Raw genomic sequence first — 18,895 nt, 5'->3', positions numbered from 1 at the left:
TTACTCGGGCATTCCCGCCGAGATCGCGAAGTCATAGGCCCGCTCGATCAGCGGCAGCACCCGCTCACTCATCGACTTTGCGTGCGCCGAAGAGGCCGTGCCGTCGATCACGCGCTTCTTGATGCCTTGCATAATCCCCGCGAGCCGGAAGAGGTTGTAAGCGAAGTACCAGTCCATCGGCGGCACCGGATAGCCGGTGCGCGCGACATAGCGCTCAACCGCTTCCTCGACCGTGGGAATGCCAAGCTCTTCCAGATCGAGGTCGAGCAGACCCGCGCGGCCATCAGAGGGCTGGAACCAGTTGAGCATCAGATAGCTGAAATCCGCAACCGGATCGCCCAGCGTCGAAAGCTCCCAGTCGAGAACCGCAATCACGCGGTTCTCACTCTTATGGAAGATCACATTGTCGAGCCGGTAGTCGCCGTGAACCACGCTCGACTCATGCTGCGGCGGGATCGTTTGCGGTAGCCATTCGATCAGCCGCTCCATCTTGGGCTGATGCTCGGTTTCGGAGAGCTTGTACTGCTTTGACCAGCGCGCGATCTGGCGCGCGCAATAGTCGGTCGGCTTGCCGTAACTGCCAAGCCCGATTTCATCGGGTCTGTTGAGATGCAGATCGGCCATCGTGTCGATCAGCGAGTGATAGATTTCGCGCCGCTGGTCCGGCTCCATTCCCGGCAGCGCGCCGTTCCATAGCGAGCGCCCGTCGGCCATGCTCATCACGAAGAATTTTGAGCCGATCACTTCGGGGTCTTCGCACAGGCCGTAAGTCTTGGGCACCGGAAAGCCGGTGGGGTGAAGGCCCGTCATCGCGGCATATTCGCGGTCCACGGCATGCGCGGATGGCAGCAGCTTGCCGAAAGGCTGGCGGCGCAGCACGTAGTTCGTTTCAGGCGTCTCGATCTTATAGGTCGGGTTCGACTGGCCGCCCTTGAACTTGGTGTAGCTGATCGGGCCGGCATAGCCTTCGACATTGGCTTCAAACCACGCGGTCAGCGCGTCCAGATCGAGCTTGTCGCGCTCCTCGACTTCGACGGTTCCCACCATTTCCTTGTCAAAATCAATGCCGGTCATGCTGGCCTTCCCTCTACCCAATTTCGTAACTTCGCGCGCAGACTTGGACCGCGCATCCTATGCTTTTGAAAAACTTTCCCGCCCCCGCAAAGCCGCACAATTCCGCCGTTTTTGCGCAAAATGCGCGGTGCAATGTGTAACCTTAGCGTCAAGGCGCTGTCACGCTTTCCTCCGGTGACCGACCGCATGCGGATTTACCGCAGCAACGGCGTGTAGGAAAGCGCGCACACGCACCCTCTACAGTCAGTCGAACACCACCACGCTGCGCGCATGGCTGCCCGCGCGCATTTTGTCGAAGCCCGCATTCACATCATCCAGACTGATCGTCTCGGCGATGATCGTGTCGAGGTCGAGCAAACCGCGCATGTAGAAATCAACCAGACGCGGCAGATCGACGGGGAAGTGGTTCATCCCCATGATCGCGCCCATCAGCTTCTTGCCGCCCAGCAGGTCCATCGCGCCAAGGCCGACTTTGCAATCGAGCGGCATCATGCCGAGGATTACCGCGGTGCCGCCGCGCTTCAGCGAGGCTACCGCGAGATCGGCAGAGGCCTGACGGCCCACCGCTTCGATCCCCCAATCGACGCCTCCGCCGGAAATCTCGTGAATTTGCTTCACCACATCGTCCGCGAGAGCATCGACGGTGTGGGTCGCGCCCAGCACCTTGGCCAGCTCGCGCTTTTCAGGCAGCGGATCGGCAGCGATCACCTTGCCAGCACCGGCAATCTTGGCCGCGTTGATCGTCGCCAGACCAACCCCGCCGCAACCGACCACCAGAACGGTTTCGCCCGGCGTCACCTTGCAGGCGTTGAAGATCGTGCCCGCACCTGTCGTCACCGCGCAGCCAATCACCGCCGCGCGGTCCAATGGCATGTCCTTGTCGATCGAAACGCAGGCGTTTTCGTGGATCAGCATCTGTTCGGACAGCGCCGACAGGTTGAGCATCTGGTTGACCGGTTCGCCTCCGTTGCGGGTGATGCGCAGCGGATCATTCTTGCCCCGCCTTGTGCTCGCACCAAGGCACAGAGCCATGCGGCCGGTTACGCAAAACTCGCACTGGCCGCAAAAGGCGCTGAGGCAGGAGACGACGTGATCGCCCGGCTTCACCGTCTTCACTTCAGAGCCAACCGCGCGCACTACGCCTGCTGCCTCATGCCCCGGAATTGCGGGCATGGCGTGCGGATAGGCACCGTCGATAAAGTGCAGGTCCGAATGGCAAAGCCCGCAGGCCTTGGTGTCGATCAGAACCTCGTGCGGCATGGGATCGGCGATATCTACATCGCCGATCACCAGACCCTGTCCCGGTGTTTCCAGGATTGCTGCTTTTGCCATGTCAGGCACTTCCTTCCAGAGCTATCAGAGCCTTAGCGCGTGGCGCCCATATCGCCCGAGCTGAACCCGCCATCATTGGCTGCACCACCTGAGCCGCCGCGCAGGGCATTGGCCGTGGGGCCTTCTACCGGAACGTGCTTGCCAAACTCCATGCGCGCGATCGAACGGGCGTGAACCTCGTCCGGACCGTCTGCAAGGCGCAGGGTGCGCTGGTGGGCATAGGCGCTGGCGAGGCCGTAATCGTTCGACACACCGCCGCCGCCATGGGCCTGAATCGCATCATCGATGATCCGCAGCGCCATATTGGGGGCCTGCACCTTGATCATGGCGATTTCCTGCTTGGCCGATTTGTTGCCGACCTTGTCCATCATGTCGGCCGCTTTCAGGCAGAGCAGACGGGTCATGTCGATGTCGATACGGGCGCGCGCAACGCGCTCTTCCCAGACCGAGTGCTTGTAGATCGGTTTGCCGAAGGCTTCGCGCTCTTGCAGGCGGCGGCACATCTTGGCCAGCGCCTCTTCAGCGACGCCGATGGTGCGCATGCAGTGGTGGATGCGGCCCGGGCCGAGGCGGCCTTGCGCGATCTCGAACCCGCGGCCTTCGCCCAGCAGCATGTTGGTGACAGGAACGCGAACGTCCTTCATTTCCACTTCCATATGGCCGTGTGGGGCATCGTCATAACCAAAGACCGGCAAGTGGCGGATGATGTTCACGCCCGGCGCGTCGTTCGGCATTAGCAGCATGGACTGCTGAGCATGGCGACCGGCTGTCGGATCGGTCTTGCCCATGACGATCGAGACTTTGCAGCGCGGATCGCCGAGGCCCGAAGACCACCATTTGCGGCCATTGATGACATATTCATCGCCGTCGCGCTCAATCCGCGTTTCGATGTTGGTCGCATCGGACGAAGCGGTGAAGGGCTCGGTCATCAGGAAGGCAGAGCGAATCTCGCCGTTCATGATCGGGCGCAGCCATTGTTCCTTTTGCTCGATCGTGCCGTAGCGGTGGAACACTTCCATATTGCCGGTGTCAGGCGCGGAGCAGTTGAAAACTTCCGAAGCCCAGCCAATGCGGCCCATTTCCTCGGCGCACAGCGCGTATTCGAGGTTGGTCAGGCCGGGGCCTTCGAACTCGAATGTCTCTTCGACGTGGTGGTGGCCGTCATTGCGCGGCGGCATGAAGAGGTTCCAGATGCCCGCATCCTTGGCGAGCTTCTTCTTGTCCTCGATGATCTGGATCACCTTCCACCGGTCGCCGGCGGCGTCTTGCTCGGCATAGGTGCCCATGTTGGGGCGGACATGCGCCTCGATAAAATCGCGTACGCGATCGCGCCAATAGGCCTGGCGTTCGGTGGGTTCAAAATCCATCTGGGTTTTCCTCTCAAGTCCTGATTTGCAATCGAATCTGTTGGGCGAACCGTGGCACGGCCCGCCAGCCGCGCCAAGCTCTCATTTGTGCGGGCTACTCTTTGGCGCGGGCGGCGGTCATTGCGATGACGCGCGCTTCGTGCTGGGCGCGGCTGATCGGAAACTTGCTAATGAAAGCGGCCGCGATCAGCGCCAGAGCGAGCGAAGTTACGCCGTAGAGAATGACAATCTCGTTGATCACCGATTGCGGCACGCTGCCCGGTTCGGCGTCGGTCGAAAGCTGCGACCAGCGGATGATCTGTCCGGCGAGGAAGATGCCTGCACCGGTTGCGCATTTCTGCACCATCCAGTTGCCCGAATAGAACGCGGCCTCAGCGCGGCGATCTGTCTTTTCCTCAAACTCCTCGATCACTTCGGCGGTCATGGAAGTGGCGGACACCATCATGATGACAGCCATCGCATTGCCGACCAAGAGGAAGCTCAAATAGAGATAGGTGGAGGCGGGTGTGCCTGTTTCCGGCCAGAAGCCCAGAAGCAGCAATCCGTATGGTGAAAGCCCGAAGATCAGGCTGCCCAGCGCTCCGATCACGCCGCTCAATGGCTTGCCGAAGCGGTCATGCATCGGGCTGACGGCGACGAACATGACCAGCACCGAAACGCCCAGCACGCCTGCCCACATCAATTCTTCGGTGGCATCGAACTCCCACACGAACAGGTTCACGTAATTCGCCAGCGCAAGGCTTAGGCCCTGATTGATATAGGCCGCCAGCGCGCCGCCCGCGAAGATCAGGAACGAGCGCTGCGAGAACGCTTCGATGATCTCGCTAAACGCAGTCGCGGGAGAGAAGGGCGGAGGTTTCGTCTCTGGAAGTTTGGCAACCAGATGGTGCTGTCCCGCAGCCGATCCGATCACGGACACCGCCATCAGCAAGGCTCCGAATATGCCAAAGGGCAGATAGCCGTCGGCCTGCAACCGCCCCTCTGCTCCGGGCATAAAGACTGTGACCGCCAGCACCATCATCAGCAAGCCGCCGAGCCAGCCTGACAGGAAGCGGAAACGGAACAATGTGGTGCGCTCGACATAATCGCTGGTGAGTTCGGGCACGAGGCTGACCGAGGGGACTTCGCAGGCGGAAAGCAGCACCCGCACCGTTACCGCAATCGCAAGCAGGCCCCAAAAGCTGGGCGCCTCGCCGCCCATGGGCGACCACATGACAACCCAAGCAAAGGCCAGCGGGATCGGCGCGATATAGAGCCACGGGAGCCGCCTGCCCCAGCGCGTATAGGTCCGGTCGCACAGATTGCCGATCAGCGGATCGATCACCGCGTCCACCAGCAGCGCGATCAGCAGCGCAAGGCTGACCAGCCCCGCATCCATACCCAGCACCTGATTGTAATAGATCAGCAGAAAGAAGCTGAACCCGCTGTCTTTCACGCCAAAGGCAACCGCGCCAAAGCCGTGGATCAGCTTGATCCGCAGCGGCACCTTGCCTTCAAAAACGCTCACAAAGGCGCTCCCGCAACGCAGCGAGGCGCGGGGTTTCTGCCTGCGAATCCGGTCATTTTCGGCGCTCCCATCCCTCGGCCAAAGCTTTGCGTCAGCCTAAGCGAGCGAGCATCCACGTCAACGCATTCCCGCTGACGCTACGGCATGGCGATGGTGCAGAGGCACACTGGATGATCGCTTGCGGGCAGAGCCGAAATAACGATAACGTAAGCGTCAATTGGGAGCCAATTTTTGAGAGGAGTCGGCGAGAATGTCCGATCTGGAAACTTTCCGCGCAGAGACACGCGAATGGCTGGAGGCAAACTGCCCGGCTGAAATGCGCGCACCTGTACGCGATGATGACGATGTCTATTGGGGCGGGCGCAATGCGACCTTCAAGAACGACGCGCAAAAGGCCTGGTTCGAAGCCTGCCGCGACAAGGGCTACACCGTCCCCGCATGGCCGAAAGAATATGGCGGCGCAGGCCTTTCCGCGCCGCAAGCCAAAGTGCTGCGTCAGGAAATGTCGCGCATCGGCGCGCGCCCGCCATTGAGCTCGTTCGGGATCTGGATGCTCGGCCCGGCACTGCTGCAATTCGGCACAGAGGGGCAGAAACAGCGCTTCCTCAACGAAATCGCGCGCGGCGAGATTCGCTGGTGTCAGGGCTATTCGGAACCCGGCAGCGGCTCCGACCTCGTCTCGATGCAGACATTCGGCGAGGAAGTTTCTGATCCCGAGGGGGGCGATCACTGGGTCGTGAACGGCCAGAAGATCTGGACTTCCTACGCCGACCACGCCGACTGGATTTTCTGCCTCGTCCGCACGGATAAGGAGAACAAGTATCAGGGCATCACCTTCATGCTGTTCGACATGGCAAACGAAGGCGTTTCGACCAAGCCGATCCTGCTGATCAGCGGCAACAGCCCGTTCTGCGAAACCTTCTTCGACGATGTGAAAGTGCCCAAGTCTTATGGCGAGGATTGCCCCGGCTATGTCGGCGAAATCAATCGCGGCTGGGACGTGGCGAAATATCTGCTGGGGCATGAGCGTGAGATGATCTCCGGCATGGGCGGCGGCGAGCGCACCGCGGCGATTGGTTCCGCGCTCAAGCGCCATTCGGGCAAGACCGGCGATGACCTCGATCCTGTCCTGCGCGCCGAACTGGCGATGTTTGATGTCGATGCGCTGGCCTTCACCGCCATGAGCGAGAAGTTCATGGACGAGATGAAGTCGGGCAAAGGCCATCCCGCTCAGCCCAACATGATGAAATATGTCGGGACTGAGCTGAACAAGCGTCGTCACGAGCTGATGATGTCGGCAGGCGGTTCGCGCAGCCTTGAATGGGAAAGCGAGGATACCGGCGGCGGTAAGCCTTCGCGTAACTGGCTGCGAACCAAGGCCAACTCGATCGAGGGCGGGACTTCGGAAGTCATGCTCAACGTCATTTCCAAACGCATTCTTGACCTGCCTGGAGCCTGATCGATGCCACTTTATCACAATGAAGATCAGGCGATGCTGGCGGATACGGCCAGCGGTTTCATGGCCGATGAAGGCAATATCGCGAAGCAGCTGCGCCATTGGCGGGACCGCGATTGCAAGGATGGTTTCGGCCACGGCCTGTGGAAGCAGATGGCCGAGCTGGGCTTTACTGGCATTCTCGTTTCTGAAGATGATGGCGGGCTGGGCATGGGCCATGTCGAGGCCGGGATCGTGCTCGAAGAGATCGGACGCAACCTGACTCCGTCACCGTTTCTGACCTCCTCCGTGCTCGCCGCAACCGCGCTGGGGCACGGCTCGAATGACCTCAAGGGCCGTTACCTGCCCGGTCTGATCGAAGGCGAAAGCGTCTTTGCCGTCGCGGTCGATGAAACCGCCAAGCACCGCCCCTCGCGCATCACCACCCGCGCGGAAAAGTCGGGCAATGGCTTCAAACTGACCGGCGCGAAGAGCTTTGTCATTCAGGGAGCGAGCGCAGATATGCTCGTCGTCGCGGCGCGCACCCGCGGCGCGGATGATGACGAGGACGGCATCACTTTGTTTGCCGTGCCAAGGGACGCGGCCAATATGAGCCATGACCCGGTGCGCCTTGTCGACAGTTCGATGGCAACGCACACCAAGTTTGACGGCGTCGAGCTGGATGGCGATGCGGTGATCGGCGAAGTCGATGGCGGGCGCGAAGTGCTGAACGCGATGCTCAATGCAGGCCGGATTGGTTCTGCGGCAGAGGGTGTCGGGGTTGCACGCGGCGCGATGGATATGACCATCGACTACCTCAAACAGCGCAAGCAATTTGGCCGGGTGATCGGCGAGTTTCAGGCGCTCCAGCACCGCGCTTCACATCTCTATTCCGAGGTTGAAACCGCTCGCGCTGTGACGATCAAGGCGCAGCAATTGCTCGACGCCGCCGGTTCGGGGGGCAGCGAAAATGCCGATCTGATGATCTCGGTCGCCAAGGCCAAGGTCGCCAAGGCGGCAGGCCTCGCCGTGCGCGAAGGGGTGCAGATGCATGGCGGCATCGGTATGACCGACGAATACGATATCGGCCTCTATATGAAGCGCGACCGGGCGTTGCAGGAATTCCTGGGCGATGCCTATTTCCACGCCAATCGCGTCGCGGAGCTCAGCGGTTACTGACTAATTCACACTCCTCGTCATTGCGAGGAGCCGCAGGCGACGCGGCAATCCATGGCCCAGCGGGCTGCGGCCAAATGATCGGTCGATGGATTGCTTCGCTTCGCTCGCAATGACGAAGAAGGGAAATTCGAATTATGGATATTCAATCACTTTTCGGCCTTGATGGCCGCGTTGCGCTGGTCACTGGCGGCAGCCGAGGGATCGGCAAGATGTTCGTCGAAGGCCTGCTCGCAGCGGGCTGTGCGCGGGTCTATATCTCGGCGCGCAAGGTCGAGCAGATGCAGGAAACGATCAACGAGTTTGGCGAAGACGCCCAAGGTAATCCTAGGGTCATCGGCATCCCTGCCGACCTCAGCCAGATGGACGGCATCCAGACGCTCGCCGATGAAATGGCTGCGCGCGAGGAAAAGCTCGACATTCTCATCAACAATGCAGGCGCGGCTTGGGGTCAGCCCTATCTCGAATTTAACGAGGCAGGCTGGCACCGCACGATGGACCTCAATGTGAAGACCCCGTTCTTCCTCACGCAAAAGCTGCACGACCTACTGGTCGCAGGCGGTAAGAGCGGCCATTTGGCCAAGGTGATCCACGTCTCCTCGATTGACGGGCAGCGGATCAATCCGTGGGAAACCTACGCCTATCAGGCCTCCAAGGCCGCTGTAATCCAGCTGACCCGCCGGATGGCTGCGCGGCTGGTCAGCGACAATATCATTGTGACGTCGATCGCGCCCGGTGCCTTTGCCAGCGAGATGAACAAGGCAGCCGCGAAGGCTCCCGATGCGGCCTCTTCGATGATCCCGGCCAAGCGCATCGGTTCGGCCGAGGACATGGCCGCCGCCGCAATCTATCTGTGCAGCCGCGCAGGCGATTACGTCATCGGCGAGACGCTGACCGTCGATGGCGGCGTGGTCAATGCCAGCATCCCGGCCCTCTTTGGAGACCCCGCAGGCGGCGGTGCGACAAAGGGCTGAATTCGCCTGTCAGAACCACGACACAAGAAGCCCCGCGCAGTGCCGCGGGGCTTTTTCGTTGGCGGGTTATCTCGCAGGTGCAAAATAACACAAGCCAAAGCGCTGCTTTGCCGCTAAGGGGCTGCGCACGGGCGTCACCGGCATTGACCGCAGCCCGCTTGAGCCCGGCGCAGGGTACGCACCGCGCTCATGCCTTCTTCACGCAGCGCGATCATTTGTGCCGGTGCCCGAGCGAAAACCCGATGTCTTTTGAAACTCTCCCCCCGCTTTTGGGCGAAGCGCTTGCCGAGCGCGGCTATGCCGAACCCACTCCCGTTCAGGCCGCGACCATCGCGCCTGACGCCGCTGGCCGCGATCTGATCGTCTCGGCGCAGACCGGTTCGGGCAAGACGGTCGCATTCGGAATTGCGCTGGCTGACGCCCTGCTGGCCGAAATTCGCGGGACGCCGCTGACCGAGCGCCCGCTTGCGCTGGTGATTGCTCCGACGCGCGAACTGGCCTTGCAGGTCAGCCGCGAGCTGAGCTGGCTCTATGCCAAGGCAGGACTGCGGATTGCGACCTGTGTCGGCGGGATGGACGCGAGCAAGGAACGCCGCGCGCTCCGCTCCGGCCCCGCGATTGTTGTGGGCACTCCGGGACGTTTGCGCGACCACCTCGAACGCGGCGCGCTCGACCTGTCAGGCCTGATCGGCGTGGTTCTGGATGAAGCGGACGAGATGCTCGACATGGGCTTCCGCGATGATCTGGAAGAGATCCTCGACGCCAGCCCCGACACGCGCCGCACGCTCCTTTTCTCCGCCACCATGCCGCGCGCGATCGTGCGGCTGGCCGAGCGTTACCAGACCAACGCGCTGCGCCTCTCGCTGACCGGACAAGATCGCGGGCACGGCGATATCAGCTATCAGGCGATCACTGTTGGCCCGTCGGAAATCGAGAACGCGGTGGTCAATCTGCTGCGCTTTCACGAGGCCGAATCCGCCATCTGTTTCTGCGCCACGCGCGACAGTGTGCGGCGTTTGCATGCGACCTTGCAGAACCGCGGCTTTGGCGTTGTGGCTTTGTCGGGTGAGCATTCGCAGTCCGAGCGCAATCAGGCTCTGCAAGCGATGCGCGACCGCCGCGCGCGTGTCTGCGTTGCCACGGACGTCGCCGCGCGCGGGCTTGACCTGCCGACGCTTAGCCTCGTCATCCATGTCGAAACGCCGCGCGATGCCGAGACGCTCCAGCACCGTTCGGGCCGCACCGGACGTGCGGGCAAAAAGGGCACGGCGGCGATCATCGTGCCCTATAACCGCCGCAAGCGGGTGGAATCGATGCTGCGCGGCGCGAAGATCGAGGCCCAATGGCTCGGCGCGCCGACGCCGGAGGCTATCGCCAAGAAAGATCACGGGCGCTTGATGGAAAAACTCACCGCGCCCACCGAGTACGAAGAGAACGACCGCGCGATTGCGAAAGAGCTGATGGAGCGCATGGCCCCCGAAGACATCGCCGCCGCTCTGGTCATGGCACACCGCGACAAGATGCCGCAGCCCGAAGAGCTGCTGGCCAACACCCCCGAAGCGCGCGAAAAGGCCATGGCTGAAAAGCACCGTCCGGGCTTTGAAGATGTGGTCTGGTTCAAGATGGGCATTGGCCGCCGTCAGAATGCAGAGCCGCGCTGGCTGCTGCCGCTGATCTGCCGCCGCGGCCACATCACCCGCAACGAGATTGGCGCGATCCGCATCGGTCCGGAGGAGAGCTGGTTCCAGATCCCCCGCACCATCGCCCCGAAATTCGCCGAGACTTTGGAGCGCACCGCATCGACCGATGACGAACAGGACGCGATCCTGATCGAGGAATCCGCCGAAGGTCCGCGCATCGAAGCGCGCCAGAACCGCAAAACCGGCGGGCCCAAGGTTCACGCCAAGCCGTTCCGTAAAGGTCAGGGCGGCAAACCGCGCCGCGAAGGCAGTTATGGGGGCGGTTATGGCGGCGATAAGGGCGGCGCAGCGGGCAAGCCGTCCGGCGACCGTCCGGCCTATGGCAAGGATAATCCGGGCAAGCCGCATTTCAGCAAGCCGAAATCGGGCAAGCCCTTCGCGGGCAAGTCAAAGCCCGGTTTCAAAGGTAAAAACGCCGGAAAGCCCAAGCGCAAACCGAGCTGAGCCTGACGGAATTGAGATGAGCGGGCGAGTAGGCTTCTACCCGTCCATCAACTCGCGCACGAACGGGATCAGGCCCGTCTGCCGCGTGCGGCGCATGCGTTCTGCGTCGAGCACTTCGCAGACGCGGTCAAAGCACTCATCGACATTGTCGTTGACCACCACGTAATCATATTCGGCCCAGTGGCTGATTTCCGCCCGCGCGCGCTCCATCCGGTCGTCGATCACTTCGGCGCTGTCCTGCGCTCGTGATTCCAGCCGGCGGCGCAGTTCGTTGAGGCTGGGGGGCAGGACGAAGACGGTGACGACGTCCTGATCGTCCTTTTGCTTCAGCTGCTGCGTGCCCTGCCAGTCAATGTCGAACAGATAGTCCTGGCCGTTCTTCAACCCTTCGCGGATCGCGCCCTTGGGCGTGCCATAGCGATAGCCGAAGACATGCGCCCATTCGTAGAAATCGTCTTCCTCCACCATGCGATCAAAATCGGCATCGGAGACGAAGTGGTAATGCACGCCGTCCACTTCGCCGGGACGCGGCGGGCGCGTTGTGGCGGAGATGGACAGGCGGATCTCGTCATCCTTTTCCAGCAACATGCGTGACAAGGTTGTCTTCCCCGCGCCAGAAGGTGAGGAGAGGATGAACAGCAAGCCCCGGCGGTGGAGCTTGTCGGTGCCAGAGCCTGTGCTCGTGCCTGAATTGGTGGTTGGTTCGCCCATAGGCCCCGTTGCCGCAATTAGCGGGGCGAAATCAAGAGGCGCCTTTGCTCTTCACGCGTCATTTTCAGTGCGTTTCTGTCGTCCGAGCCGCTTTTGTCGCGCTTTTCCGCGATCATAGAGCGTCTTGGCGACCAGCCCGCTGGCAACGATCGCAAGGCCCGAAACCGAACGGGTCGCCAGCTTGCTTGCCCCGTACAGTCCCAGCGTCAGGAGCATTGAGCGCCCGTCGAGCGCTTGCTTCGCATCTTCGGGTGTGTCCGAGCTGGCCTTGGCGACCTTTTGCTCGACCTGTTTGCGCAGCAGGCTTGATGCCCCGCGCACGACAATGTCAGCGATCAGCAGATTGGTTGCAGGATTGTCGCTGGGAAGCGGAAGTCTGGATTCGCGGCTTTTTGGCTCGGACTCTGTAGGGGGAGTGTCGTCGGTGTCGGACATGAGCGGGGGCCGCCCAGCCTACTTCTTGCGGCCGAAATCGACCGTCACGACATTGGAGCCATCGCCGTTGTCGCCGGCGTCATCGCCGCCGCTTTCGGCATCGGCAGCCTCGCCCGCGCTTTTCGCCTCGCCGTCATTTTCCGCATCGTCATGCGCTTCGGGGGCAATGTCAGCCGACGAAGCCTGGAATTGCAGCCCGAAATCGACCGCCGGATCAACAAAGGCGGTGATCGCGGCGTATGGGATATCGAGCTTGGCCGGGATCTGGTTGAACGAAAGCCCCACCGAAAACCCGTCATCGCGCACGTCCAGTTCCCAGAACTTGTTTTGCAGGACGATTGTCATCTCGTCGGGAAAGCGTTCCTTGAGATGGGCAGGGATCGAAACGCCGGGCGCTTCGGTCTTGAAAGTGATGTAGAAATGGTGGTTTCCGGGAAGCTCGCTGCCCCCGATCACGATCTCGCCCAGCACACGGCCGACCACGGCGCGCAGCGCCTCTTGAACGATCTCATCATAGGGGATCAGGCTGTCGGGTGTGTCTTCGGTCATTGTGCCGTGAATCGTGACCGCGCAGGCGTCGCTGGTCAAGCATTTCATGCGATTAGGTTGGGGACTTTTGTGCGATGCAAGAAAAGCTTGTCTGCGAGGCGCTTGCGCGCTGCGCCCCAGCTTTTATAGCCGCGTGCATGACTGATCGAGCCAGAACAGGAAGCGTAGAGCGCAAAACCGCCGAGACGAGCATTGCGATCACCGTCAATCTTGACGGGACGGGCGCCTATGAAGTCTCCACCGGGATCGGCTTTCTCGATCATATGGTCGAGCAGTTTTCCAAACACTCGCTGATCGATGTGAGCATGAAGGTCGAAGGCGACCTGCATGTCGACCAGCACCACACGACCGAGGATTCGGCGATTGCGCTGGGGCAGGCTCTGTCGGAGGCGCTAGGCGATAAGGCGGGCATTGGCCGTTATGGCAGCGCCTATTCGCCGATGGACGAGACGCTGAGCCGAGTGTCGCTCGACATTTCGGGGCGGCCTTATCTGGTGTGGAAGGCGCAGTTCTCTCAGGAAAAACTGGGCGAATGGGACACCGAGCTGATCGAGCACTGGTTTCACTCGGTCGCGCAGTCGGCGGGCCTGACGCTGCATTGCGAGCTGCTTTACGGCACCAACAATCACCACATTTGCGAGAGCCTCTACAAAGGTTTCGCCCGCGCCATGCGCATCGCCGTCGAACGCGACCCGCGCAAAGGCGGCGCAATCCCGAGCACCAAGGGGCAGCTAGGTGGCTGAGATCGTCGCGCTGATTGATTACGGCGCGGGCAACCTTCATTCGGTTCACAATGCGTTGAAGGCAGTGGGGGCAAATGTCTCCGTCACCGCTGACCCGAATGTCGTGCGCGCAGCCGACCGGATCGTGCTGCCGGGTGTTGGCAGCTTCAAGGCGTGCGCAGAGGGCCTGCGCGCGATCCCGCATATGGTCGAGGCGATGACCGAGCGGGTGCAGGTTGGCGGTGCGCCGTTCCTTGGCATTTGCGTCGGCATGCAATTGCTCGCGACGCGCGGGCTTGAGCATGGCGCGACTGACGGGCTCGGCTGGATCGAGGGCGAGGTGCGCCTGATCACTCCGCATGATCGAAGCATCAAAGTGCCGCATATGGGCTGGAACGATGTCGCGCTGCTGCCCCATGCGCGGGAACACGCGGTGGTGGATGCAGGCGAAGCCTATTTCCTCCATTCCTACCACTTCGCCGCCGAAAACCCCGCCGACATCGCCGCCATGACCGATCACGGCGAGGGGCTGGTCGCTGCTGTCGCTCGCGCCAATGTGCTGGGCGTGCAATTTCACCCCGAGAAGAGTCAGGCCTATGGTCTGGAATTGCTGTCACGTTTTCTGGAGTGGGCACCATGATTGTATTCCCCGCAATCGACCTCAAAGGCGGCGAAGTCGTGCGGCTGGCCGAGGGCGATATGGACCGCGCGACCGTCTATGGCGATGATCCGGCGGCGCAAGCGATGCTCTTTGCCGAGGCGGGCGCGGAGCATCTGCACGTGGTCGATCTCGACGGCAGTTTCGCAGGCGAAGGCCGCAACCGCGAGGCGGTGCAAGCCATCATCGAGACCTTCCCCGGCTATGTGCAACTGGGCGGCGGTATCCGCGATGCCAAAGCGGTCGAGGATTGGTTCAACCTCGGCGTGGCGCGCGTCGTGATGGGCTCCGCCGCGCTCAAAAACCCCGAATTTGTGAAAGAGATGGCCCGCGAATGGGAAGGCGGCATTGTCGTCGCGGTTGACGCCAAAGACGGCATGGTCGCGACCGAGGGCTGGGCGGAGGTGTCCGACGTCTCCGTGGTCGATCTCGCCCGCAGGTTCGAGGATGCGGGTGTCGCCTCGCTGCTGTTCACCGACATTGGCCGCGACGGTCTGCTCAAAGGCGTGAATATCGACGCGACGGTCGAACTGGCACAGCGCGTCGACATCCCTGTGATCGCCAGCGGAGGGGTCAAAGGCATCTCCGACATCCACATCCTCTCGATCCAGGCACATCTCGGGATCGAAGGGGTGATTACCGGGCGCGCGCTCTATGAGGGCAAGCTGGACCTCGCAGCCGCGATCGCGATGGGCGCGCGGGAATGAACCTTTCAAACGTCGCGTTACTGGCGACAGCTGCAATAATAGTCATTGTTGCGATAGACTGGCGTCGTGGACGCACGGGGCTCGGGAAATTCTATCTCGACAAGGAGGAGCAACCTGAACGGTTCTGGTTTGCGCTGTGTCTTTATCTCAATATGGCGTTCGCGATGTTTTGGTTGTCCGGACAGGTTGAGGAGCCGATGTCGATAATGACCGACGGGGAAACGATCATTCTCCATGAGGAGGCGTCGCAATGACCGTCCGCATCCGCGTCATCCCCTGCCTTGACGTCGCCGATGGGCGCGTTGTGAAGGGCGTCAACTTCGTCGACCTGAAAGACGCGGGCGATCCGGTGGAGCAGGCGCGGGCCTATGATGCGGCGGGAGCGGACGAGCTGTGCTTCCTTGACATTTCCGCCAGCCATGAGGGGCGCGGGACGTTGCTCGATATCGTCCGGCGCACTGCGGAGGTGTGCTTCATGCCGCTCACGGTCGGGGGAGGGGTGCGCAGCGTCGAAGATGCGCGCGCGCTCTTGCTGGCAGGCGCGGACAAGGTCGCGATCAATTCCGCAGCGGTCGCTCGGCCCGAACTGGTGGCAGAGATCGCCGCGCAATTCGGCAGCCAATGCGTTGTCGCCAGCGTCGACGCGCGCAAAGTGGGTGACGCGAAGTGGGAAATCTTCACCCATGGCGGACGCAAAGCCACCGGCATCGACGCGCTCGAATATGCGCAAAAGGTCGCGGGTCTCGGCGCGGGAGAACTGCTCGTCACCAGCATGGACGGCGATGGAACGCAGGCCGGATATGACCTCGAACTCACCCGCGCGATTGCGGACGCGGTGAGCATTCCGGTGATCGCCAGCGGCGGTGTAGGCAATCTCGAACACCTCGTCGAAGGGGTGCGCGAAGGCCATGCCAGCGCCGTCCTCGCCGCCTCGATCTTCCATTTCGGCACCCACTCGATTTCCGAAGCGCACGAAGCGCTCAGGGCTGCGGGCTTGCCTGCGCGCGGTGTTTGAGCGAGACGGTTCGCATGAGCACACTAGACCGCCTCGAACAGACAATCGCCGCCCGCGCCAGCGCCTCGGCTGAGGAAAGCTACGTCGCGTGGCTCAACGCCAAGGGGGTGGGCACAATCGCGCAAAAGCTGGGCGAAGAGGCGACCGAAACGGTGATCGCCGCGCTTACCGGCAGCGATGAGGAACTGGTCGGCGAGAGCGCCGATCTGCTGTTCCACCTGCTCGTCCTGCTGCAAGCCAAGGGCGTTTCGCTCGAACAGGTTTTGGCAGAACTCGACCGCCGTGAAGGCGTGTCCGGGATTGCCGAAAAAGCCAGCAGAAAGGAAGGCTGATGCCGATCGACCCGACGCTTCCCTATGATGACAACAACATCTTCGCCAAGATCCTGCGCGGGGAGATCCCTTCGCACAAAGTCTATGAAGACGACTGGGCTTTCGCGTTCGAGGACATCAATCCGCAGGCCGAAGTGCACACTCTGGTGATCCCCAAGGGGCGCTATGTCAGCTGGGACGATTTCTCGGCCAAGGCGTCTGCGGATGAGATCGCAGGCTTTGTCCGCGCCGTGGGCGAGGTCGCGCGGGCGAAGGGGTTGGTCGAGCCGGGCTACCGGATGATGGCCAATATCGGCGCGCATGGCGGGCAGGAAGTCCCGCATCTCCACGTCCATATCTTCGGCGGAGAGCCATTGGGACCGATGATCTGGAAGAGATAAATAGGCAAGCCTGCAGCACTATCTCGCCGCAGAATCAGTGCAGTTGTAGGTTTTTGCGCATTTCCTCAAACACGTTTGTCCGTTTGGAAAATCCACGCCACACGCCGAACAGCACTGAGCCGAGAAAGATCAGCGTGAACAGTCCACCAAACATATCTGGATCATCGAGCATATAGGCAATCACGAAGGCGCCAATAAATCCGACAAAGAACCCTCCAAGAAGCCCGAGCCCCATTCCAACCATGATTGGCTTGCTCCGGCTTTTCTGAGCCCTCTCATAGGCCCGCTGGAACTCGGTCGGACCAAGCTGTGCCAGGGGATCTTCGGGTGCAGTGCGCTGTAACCTTTCGTGCATGGCCATCGCATCCATCAAGGCGTCGCGATTGTTCTGCGAAATGAAAATGGCCGGAACCGATACAAGAACCAGAAAAATCACTACAAACCATAACATACCGTTCTCCCACATGCTTGTTCCAGGATTGCTGGTAAATCCTGCAATTGTTGAATCAGTTGTCAACGATCAATATCGAGTTATTAGGTAGTTAGCGCACGCGTTGGAAAAGAGGATTGCGGTTCGGCTCTCGCATGAGCATCGCGGGGATACGCTCGCAGCGTCTGGCCTCTCAACCCACCGCAAACTGGACTCATTCTGCCCCGGTTCAGACAATTTCGGCAAATCCGGCTGGCATGGTGGATTCCGCTGCGCTAATCGCTCCTTTGATGGTTAAACCGACATCTCCCGCCCCAAATCCACCAGGAGGCGTATTCGACGGATCGCGGCATTTCTACGCCGTGCGCGTCTATTACGAGGATACCGATCTGTCGGGCATCACCTATCACGCCAATTATCTGCGCTGGTTCGAGCGCGCGCGTTCTGACTTGCTCCGGATGCTCAATATTGACCAGCGCGCGGCGATTGAGAGCGAGAGCGACAGCGGCGCCTATGCAGTCTCCGAGATCAACATAAAGTATCTGCGCCCGGCAAAGCTCGACGATGATGTGGTTATAGAGACCACTTGCACCGAACTGGGCGCGGCAAGTTGCCGGATGCATCAAATTGCGCGGCGGGGTGATGAGAAGCTGTGCGAAGCCAGCCTGCGCGTCGGCTTTATCACTCTTGAAGGGCGTCCGCGCCGCCAGCCGCCCGAATGGCGCGCGGCGTTTCACGAATTTATGACCAGAGAGGAAGTCTGAGAGTGTCGTTAGACCTGCTGAGCGCCGTTGCTGCCGAAGCCGCTGCAACCGATTTGGGAGCCACACGGCTCGACCCGCTCGAACTGTTCCTGCAGGCCGATATTGTCGTGCAAGCGGTGATGCTCGGGCTGATCCTCGCCAGTATCTGGACCTGGGCGATCATCGTTGCCTTCAGCCTGCGGATTGGCGGGCTGAACACCAAATCGCGCGATTACGAGGACACTTTCTGGACCACCAAGGACCGCGAGGCTGTGCTGAGCAAGAAGCATCGCGGTGAAGTTCCCTCGGCGCGGGTTGCAGCAGCGGGCCTCGACGAATGGCGCAAATCGACCAAGGCAACGCCGGTTGACCGCGACGCCACCCGCCAGCGGATCGGCGCAGCAATGGAGAGCCAGGTCGCGCATGAGGCGGACGAGCTTGCGGGCAAGCTCAACTTCCTCGCCACCACCGGATCGGTCGCGCCGTTTGTGGGCCTGTTCGGCACGGTTTGGGGAATCATGAACAGCTTCTTCCAGATCGGCGCGCAGCAAAGCGCCTCGCTCGCCGTGGTCGCCCCCGGCATTGCAGAGGCTCTGTTCGCTACCGCAATCGGTCTGTTCGCCGCGATCCCTGCCGTGATTGCCTACAACCGCTTCAGCAATTCGGTGAACCAGTACGAAGCGCGCCTTCAGCGCTTTGCAGACAAGGTTCACGCGGGGTTGAGCCGCGAGCTGGACCGTATCTGATGGGGATGGGTGTCGCTTCTTCCGGACGCAGGCGCGGGCGGCGCACCCGCCGGGCGGCGATGGCGGAGATCAACGTCACTCCGCTGGTCGATGTGATGCTGGTGCTGCTCATCATCTTCATGGTGACAGTGACTTTGCCTGCCGTGGGCGTACCGATTGAACTGCCCGAAAGCCGCGCCAATGCGGTCGAGGAAACGCCCACTCAGGTGAATATCTCGATTGGCCGCGATGGGCGGATTTTCGTCGAGAACGAGGCGGTGCCGAACGGCGCTTTCCCCGACGCACTCGCCGCGATTGACCGCAATGCTGATGGCGAATTGCCGACAATCGTGCTGCGCGGCGACCGGAGCATCAATTACGGCAGGGTGATGGCCGTTATGGGCGAGTTGAGCCGTGCGGGCTTCACCTCGATCACCCAAGTCACCGACAGTTCAGATTCAGCGCCATAGCGATAGACC

22 protein-coding genes are annotated in these 18,895 nt (G+C 61.4%); 14 read left to right on the top strand and 8 right to left on the bottom strand.

The window, feature by feature from the left end; all coding sequences use genetic code 11:
- The 4 genes from Q0887_RS08890 to Q0887_RS08875 all read right to left on the bottom strand — a co-directional run bounded on the left by Q0887_RS08890 (position 1) and on the right by Q0887_RS08875 (position 5,280).
- Entirely contained in the window at positions 1-1,074 is a 1,074-nt protein-coding gene (locus Q0887_RS08890) for a phosphotransferase family protein (protein WP_299194111.1), read from the bottom strand.
- 243 nt (positions 1,075-1,317) lie between these two features.
- Positions 1,318-2,406, bottom strand: a complete 1,089-nt coding sequence (locus Q0887_RS08885) for a Zn-dependent alcohol dehydrogenase (RefSeq protein ID WP_299194110.1) — start codon at positions 2,404-2,406, stop codon at positions 1,318-1,320.
- A 32-nt stretch (positions 2,407-2,438) separates the two neighbouring features.
- Positions 2,439-3,773 (bottom strand): acyl-CoA dehydrogenase family protein, encoded by a 1,335-nt coding sequence (locus Q0887_RS08880; RefSeq protein WP_299194109.1) that lies wholly within the window; start codon positions 3,771-3,773, stop codon positions 2,439-2,441.
- Between the two features lie 94 nt (positions 3,774-3,867).
- On the bottom strand, positions 3,868-5,280 hold the full coding sequence (locus Q0887_RS08875) for an MFS transporter (protein WP_299194108.1): 1,413 nt from the start codon (positions 5,278-5,280) through the stop codon (positions 3,868-3,870).
- 250 nt (positions 5,281-5,530) lie between these two features.
- Here Q0887_RS08875 and Q0887_RS08870 point away from each other — a divergent pair, with 250 nt between their 5' ends.
- The 4 genes from Q0887_RS08870 to Q0887_RS08855 all read left to right on the top strand — a co-directional run bounded on the left by Q0887_RS08870 (position 5,531) and on the right by Q0887_RS08855 (position 11,009).
- Positions 5,531-6,739 (top strand): acyl-CoA dehydrogenase family protein, encoded by a 1,209-nt coding sequence (locus tag Q0887_RS08870; RefSeq protein WP_299194107.1) that lies wholly within the window; start codon positions 5,531-5,533, stop codon positions 6,737-6,739.
- A gap of 3 nt (positions 6,740-6,742) precedes the next feature.
- The gene (locus Q0887_RS08865) at positions 6,743-7,894 is read left to right on the top strand and encodes an acyl-CoA dehydrogenase family protein (protein WP_299194106.1); all 1,152 of its coding nucleotides are present in this window, start codon (positions 6,743-6,745) and stop codon (positions 7,892-7,894) included.
- Positions 7,895-8,028: 134 nt separating this feature from the next.
- Positions 8,029-8,865, top strand: coding sequence for an SDR family oxidoreductase (locus Q0887_RS08860; protein ID WP_299194105.1), 837 nt, complete (start codon positions 8,029-8,031; stop codon positions 8,863-8,865).
- 242 nt (positions 8,866-9,107) lie between these two features.
- Positions 9,108-11,009 (top strand): DEAD/DEAH box helicase, encoded by a 1,902-nt coding sequence (locus Q0887_RS08855; RefSeq protein ID WP_299194103.1) that lies wholly within the window; start codon positions 9,108-9,110, stop codon positions 11,007-11,009.
- Between the two features lie 36 nt (positions 11,010-11,045).
- Here Q0887_RS08855 and gmk read toward each other — a convergent pair whose 3' ends face one another.
- From gmk to Q0887_RS08840, 3 genes are read right to left on the bottom strand one after another with little or no spacing between them, the layout of a single operon-like run.
- On the bottom strand, positions 11,046-11,720 hold the full coding sequence (gene gmk / locus Q0887_RS08850; RefSeq protein WP_299194102.1) for a guanylate kinase: 675 nt from the start codon (positions 11,718-11,720) through the stop codon (positions 11,046-11,048).
- A gap of 51 nt (positions 11,721-11,771) precedes the next feature.
- Complete coding sequence (locus tag Q0887_RS08845; protein WP_299194101.1) at positions 11,772-12,155, bottom strand: hypothetical protein; 384 nt, start codon at positions 12,153-12,155, stop codon at positions 11,772-11,774.
- Between the two features lie 18 nt (positions 12,156-12,173).
- Positions 12,174-12,704: a ClpXP protease specificity-enhancing factor SspB gene (locus Q0887_RS08840; RefSeq protein WP_299194100.1), complete on the bottom strand. Its 531-nt coding sequence runs from the start codon at positions 12,702-12,704 to the stop codon at positions 12,174-12,176.
- 137 nt (positions 12,705-12,841) lie between these two features.
- On the opposite strand from Q0887_RS08840, the gene hisB reads away from it, so the two are divergent.
- From hisB to Q0887_RS08805, 7 genes are read left to right on the top strand one after another with little or no spacing between them, the layout of a single operon-like run.
- Positions 12,842-13,447 (top strand): imidazoleglycerol-phosphate dehydratase HisB, encoded by a 606-nt coding sequence (gene hisB, locus Q0887_RS08835; RefSeq protein ID WP_299194099.1) that lies wholly within the window; start codon positions 12,842-12,844, stop codon positions 13,445-13,447.
- Positions 13,440-14,066, top strand: a complete 627-nt coding sequence (gene hisH, locus Q0887_RS08830) for an imidazole glycerol phosphate synthase subunit HisH (protein WP_299194098.1) — start codon at positions 13,440-13,442, stop codon at positions 14,064-14,066. The genes hisB and hisH overlap by 8 nt, the downstream gene beginning before the upstream one ends.
- Positions 14,063-14,791, top strand: coding sequence for a 1-(5-phosphoribosyl)-5-[(5-phosphoribosylamino)methylideneamino]imidazole-4-carboxamide isomerase (hisA, locus tag Q0887_RS08825; RefSeq protein ID WP_299194097.1), 729 nt, complete (start codon positions 14,063-14,065; stop codon positions 14,789-14,791). Before hisH ends, hisA begins: the two co-directional genes overlap by 4 nt.
- Positions 14,788-15,045: a hypothetical protein gene (locus Q0887_RS08820; protein WP_299194095.1), complete on the top strand. Its 258-nt coding sequence runs from the start codon at positions 14,788-14,790 to the stop codon at positions 15,043-15,045. The genes hisA and Q0887_RS08820 overlap by 4 nt, the downstream gene beginning before the upstream one ends.
- Complete coding sequence (hisF, locus tag Q0887_RS08815; protein WP_299194094.1) at positions 15,042-15,806, top strand: imidazole glycerol phosphate synthase subunit HisF; 765 nt, start codon at positions 15,042-15,044, stop codon at positions 15,804-15,806. The genes Q0887_RS08820 and hisF overlap by 4 nt, the downstream gene beginning before the upstream one ends.
- A 14-nt stretch (positions 15,807-15,820) precedes the next feature.
- Positions 15,821-16,138 (top strand): phosphoribosyl-ATP diphosphatase, encoded by a 318-nt coding sequence (locus tag Q0887_RS08810; protein ID WP_299194092.1) that lies wholly within the window; start codon positions 15,821-15,823, stop codon positions 16,136-16,138.
- Positions 16,138-16,518 carry a histidine triad nucleotide-binding protein gene (locus tag Q0887_RS08805; RefSeq protein ID WP_299194090.1) on the top strand — a complete coding sequence of 127 codons (381 nt, stop codon included), beginning with the start codon at positions 16,138-16,140 and terminating at the stop codon, positions 16,516-16,518. The genes Q0887_RS08810 and Q0887_RS08805 overlap by 1 nt, the downstream gene beginning before the upstream one ends.
- Before the next feature lie 34 nt (positions 16,519-16,552).
- On the opposite strand, the gene Q0887_RS08800 is transcribed toward Q0887_RS08805, so the two are convergent.
- Positions 16,553-17,035: a hypothetical protein gene (locus Q0887_RS08800; protein WP_299194088.1), complete on the bottom strand. Its 483-nt coding sequence runs from the start codon at positions 17,033-17,035 to the stop codon at positions 16,553-16,555.
- Positions 17,036-17,238: 203 nt separating this feature from the next.
- On the opposite strand from Q0887_RS08800, the gene Q0887_RS08795 reads away from it, so the two are divergent.
- The 3 genes from Q0887_RS08795 to Q0887_RS08785 are packed head-to-tail and all read left to right on the top strand — an operon-like array spanning position 17,239 to position 18,886.
- Positions 17,239-17,712 carry a YbgC/FadM family acyl-CoA thioesterase gene (locus Q0887_RS08795; RefSeq protein ID WP_299194086.1) on the top strand — a complete coding sequence of 158 codons (474 nt, stop codon included), beginning with the start codon at positions 17,239-17,241 and terminating at the stop codon, positions 17,710-17,712.
- Between the two features lie 2 nt (positions 17,713-17,714).
- On the top strand, positions 17,715-18,437 hold the full coding sequence (tolQ, locus tag Q0887_RS08790; RefSeq protein ID WP_299194084.1) for a protein TolQ: 723 nt from the start codon (positions 17,715-17,717) through the stop codon (positions 18,435-18,437).
- Positions 18,437-18,886: a biopolymer transporter ExbD gene (locus Q0887_RS08785; protein WP_299194083.1), complete on the top strand. Its 450-nt coding sequence runs from the start codon at positions 18,437-18,439 to the stop codon at positions 18,884-18,886. The genes tolQ and Q0887_RS08785 overlap by 1 nt, the downstream gene beginning before the upstream one ends.
- The last annotated feature ends 9 nt before the right edge of the window (positions 18,887-18,895 follow it).

This window comes from uncultured Erythrobacter sp., from assembly GCF_947492365.1.
Classification (GTDB): Bacteria; Pseudomonadota; Alphaproteobacteria; order Sphingomonadales; family Sphingomonadaceae; genus Erythrobacter.
The sequence above is the reverse complement of the archived record's forward strand: the minus strand, read 5'-3'. Positions and strand labels throughout refer to the sequence as shown.

What these genes read in the sequence shown, in the direction of transcription:
- Q0887_RS08890 (WP_299194111.1), bottom strand. Translation starts at nt 1,074, where the DNA reads ATGACCGGCATTGATTTTGACAAGGAAATGGTGGGAACCGTCGAAGTC.
- Q0887_RS08885 (WP_299194110.1), bottom strand. Translation starts at nt 2,406, where the DNA reads ATGGCAAAAGCAGCAATCCTGGAAACACCGGGACAGGGTCTGGTGATC.
- Q0887_RS08880 (WP_299194109.1), bottom strand. Translation starts at nt 3,773, where the DNA reads ATGGATTTTGAACCCACCGAACGCCAGGCCTATTGGCGCGATCGCGTA.
- Q0887_RS08870 (WP_299194107.1), top strand. Translation starts at nt 5,531, where the DNA reads ATGTCCGATCTGGAAACTTTCCGCGCAGAGACACGCGAATGGCTGGAG.
- Q0887_RS08865 (WP_299194106.1), top strand. Translation starts at nt 6,743, where the DNA reads ATGCCACTTTATCACAATGAAGATCAGGCGATGCTGGCGGATACGGCC.
- Q0887_RS08860 (WP_299194105.1), top strand. Translation starts at nt 8,029, where the DNA reads ATGGATATTCAATCACTTTTCGGCCTTGATGGCCGCGTTGCGCTGGTC.
- Q0887_RS08855 (WP_299194103.1), top strand. Translation starts at nt 9,108, where the DNA reads ATGTCTTTTGAAACTCTCCCCCCGCTTTTGGGCGAAGCGCTTGCCGAG.
- gmk (WP_299194102.1), bottom strand. Translation starts at nt 11,720, where the DNA reads ATGGGCGAACCAACCACCAATTCAGGCACGAGCACAGGCTCTGGCACC.
- Q0887_RS08845 (WP_299194101.1), bottom strand. Translation starts at nt 12,155, where the DNA reads ATGTCCGACACCGACGACACTCCCCCTACAGAGTCCGAGCCAAAAAGC.
- Q0887_RS08840 (WP_299194100.1), bottom strand. Translation starts at nt 12,704, where the DNA reads ATGACCGAAGACACACCCGACAGCCTGATCCCCTATGATGAGATCGTT.
- hisB (WP_299194099.1), top strand. Translation starts at nt 12,842, where the DNA reads ATGACTGATCGAGCCAGAACAGGAAGCGTAGAGCGCAAAACCGCCGAG.
- hisA (WP_299194097.1), top strand. Translation starts at nt 14,063, where the DNA reads ATGATTGTATTCCCCGCAATCGACCTCAAAGGCGGCGAAGTCGTGCGG.
- Q0887_RS08820 (WP_299194095.1), top strand. Translation starts at nt 14,788, where the DNA reads ATGAACCTTTCAAACGTCGCGTTACTGGCGACAGCTGCAATAATAGTC.
- hisF (WP_299194094.1), top strand. Translation starts at nt 15,042, where the DNA reads ATGACCGTCCGCATCCGCGTCATCCCCTGCCTTGACGTCGCCGATGGG.
- Q0887_RS08810 (WP_299194092.1), top strand. Translation starts at nt 15,821, where the DNA reads ATGAGCACACTAGACCGCCTCGAACAGACAATCGCCGCCCGCGCCAGC.
- Q0887_RS08805 (WP_299194090.1), top strand. Translation starts at nt 16,138, where the DNA reads ATGCCGATCGACCCGACGCTTCCCTATGATGACAACAACATCTTCGCC.
- Q0887_RS08795 (WP_299194086.1), top strand. Translation starts at nt 17,239, where the DNA reads ATGGTTAAACCGACATCTCCCGCCCCAAATCCACCAGGAGGCGTATTC.
- Q0887_RS08785 (WP_299194083.1), top strand. Translation starts at nt 18,437, where the DNA reads ATGGGGATGGGTGTCGCTTCTTCCGGACGCAGGCGCGGGCGGCGCACC.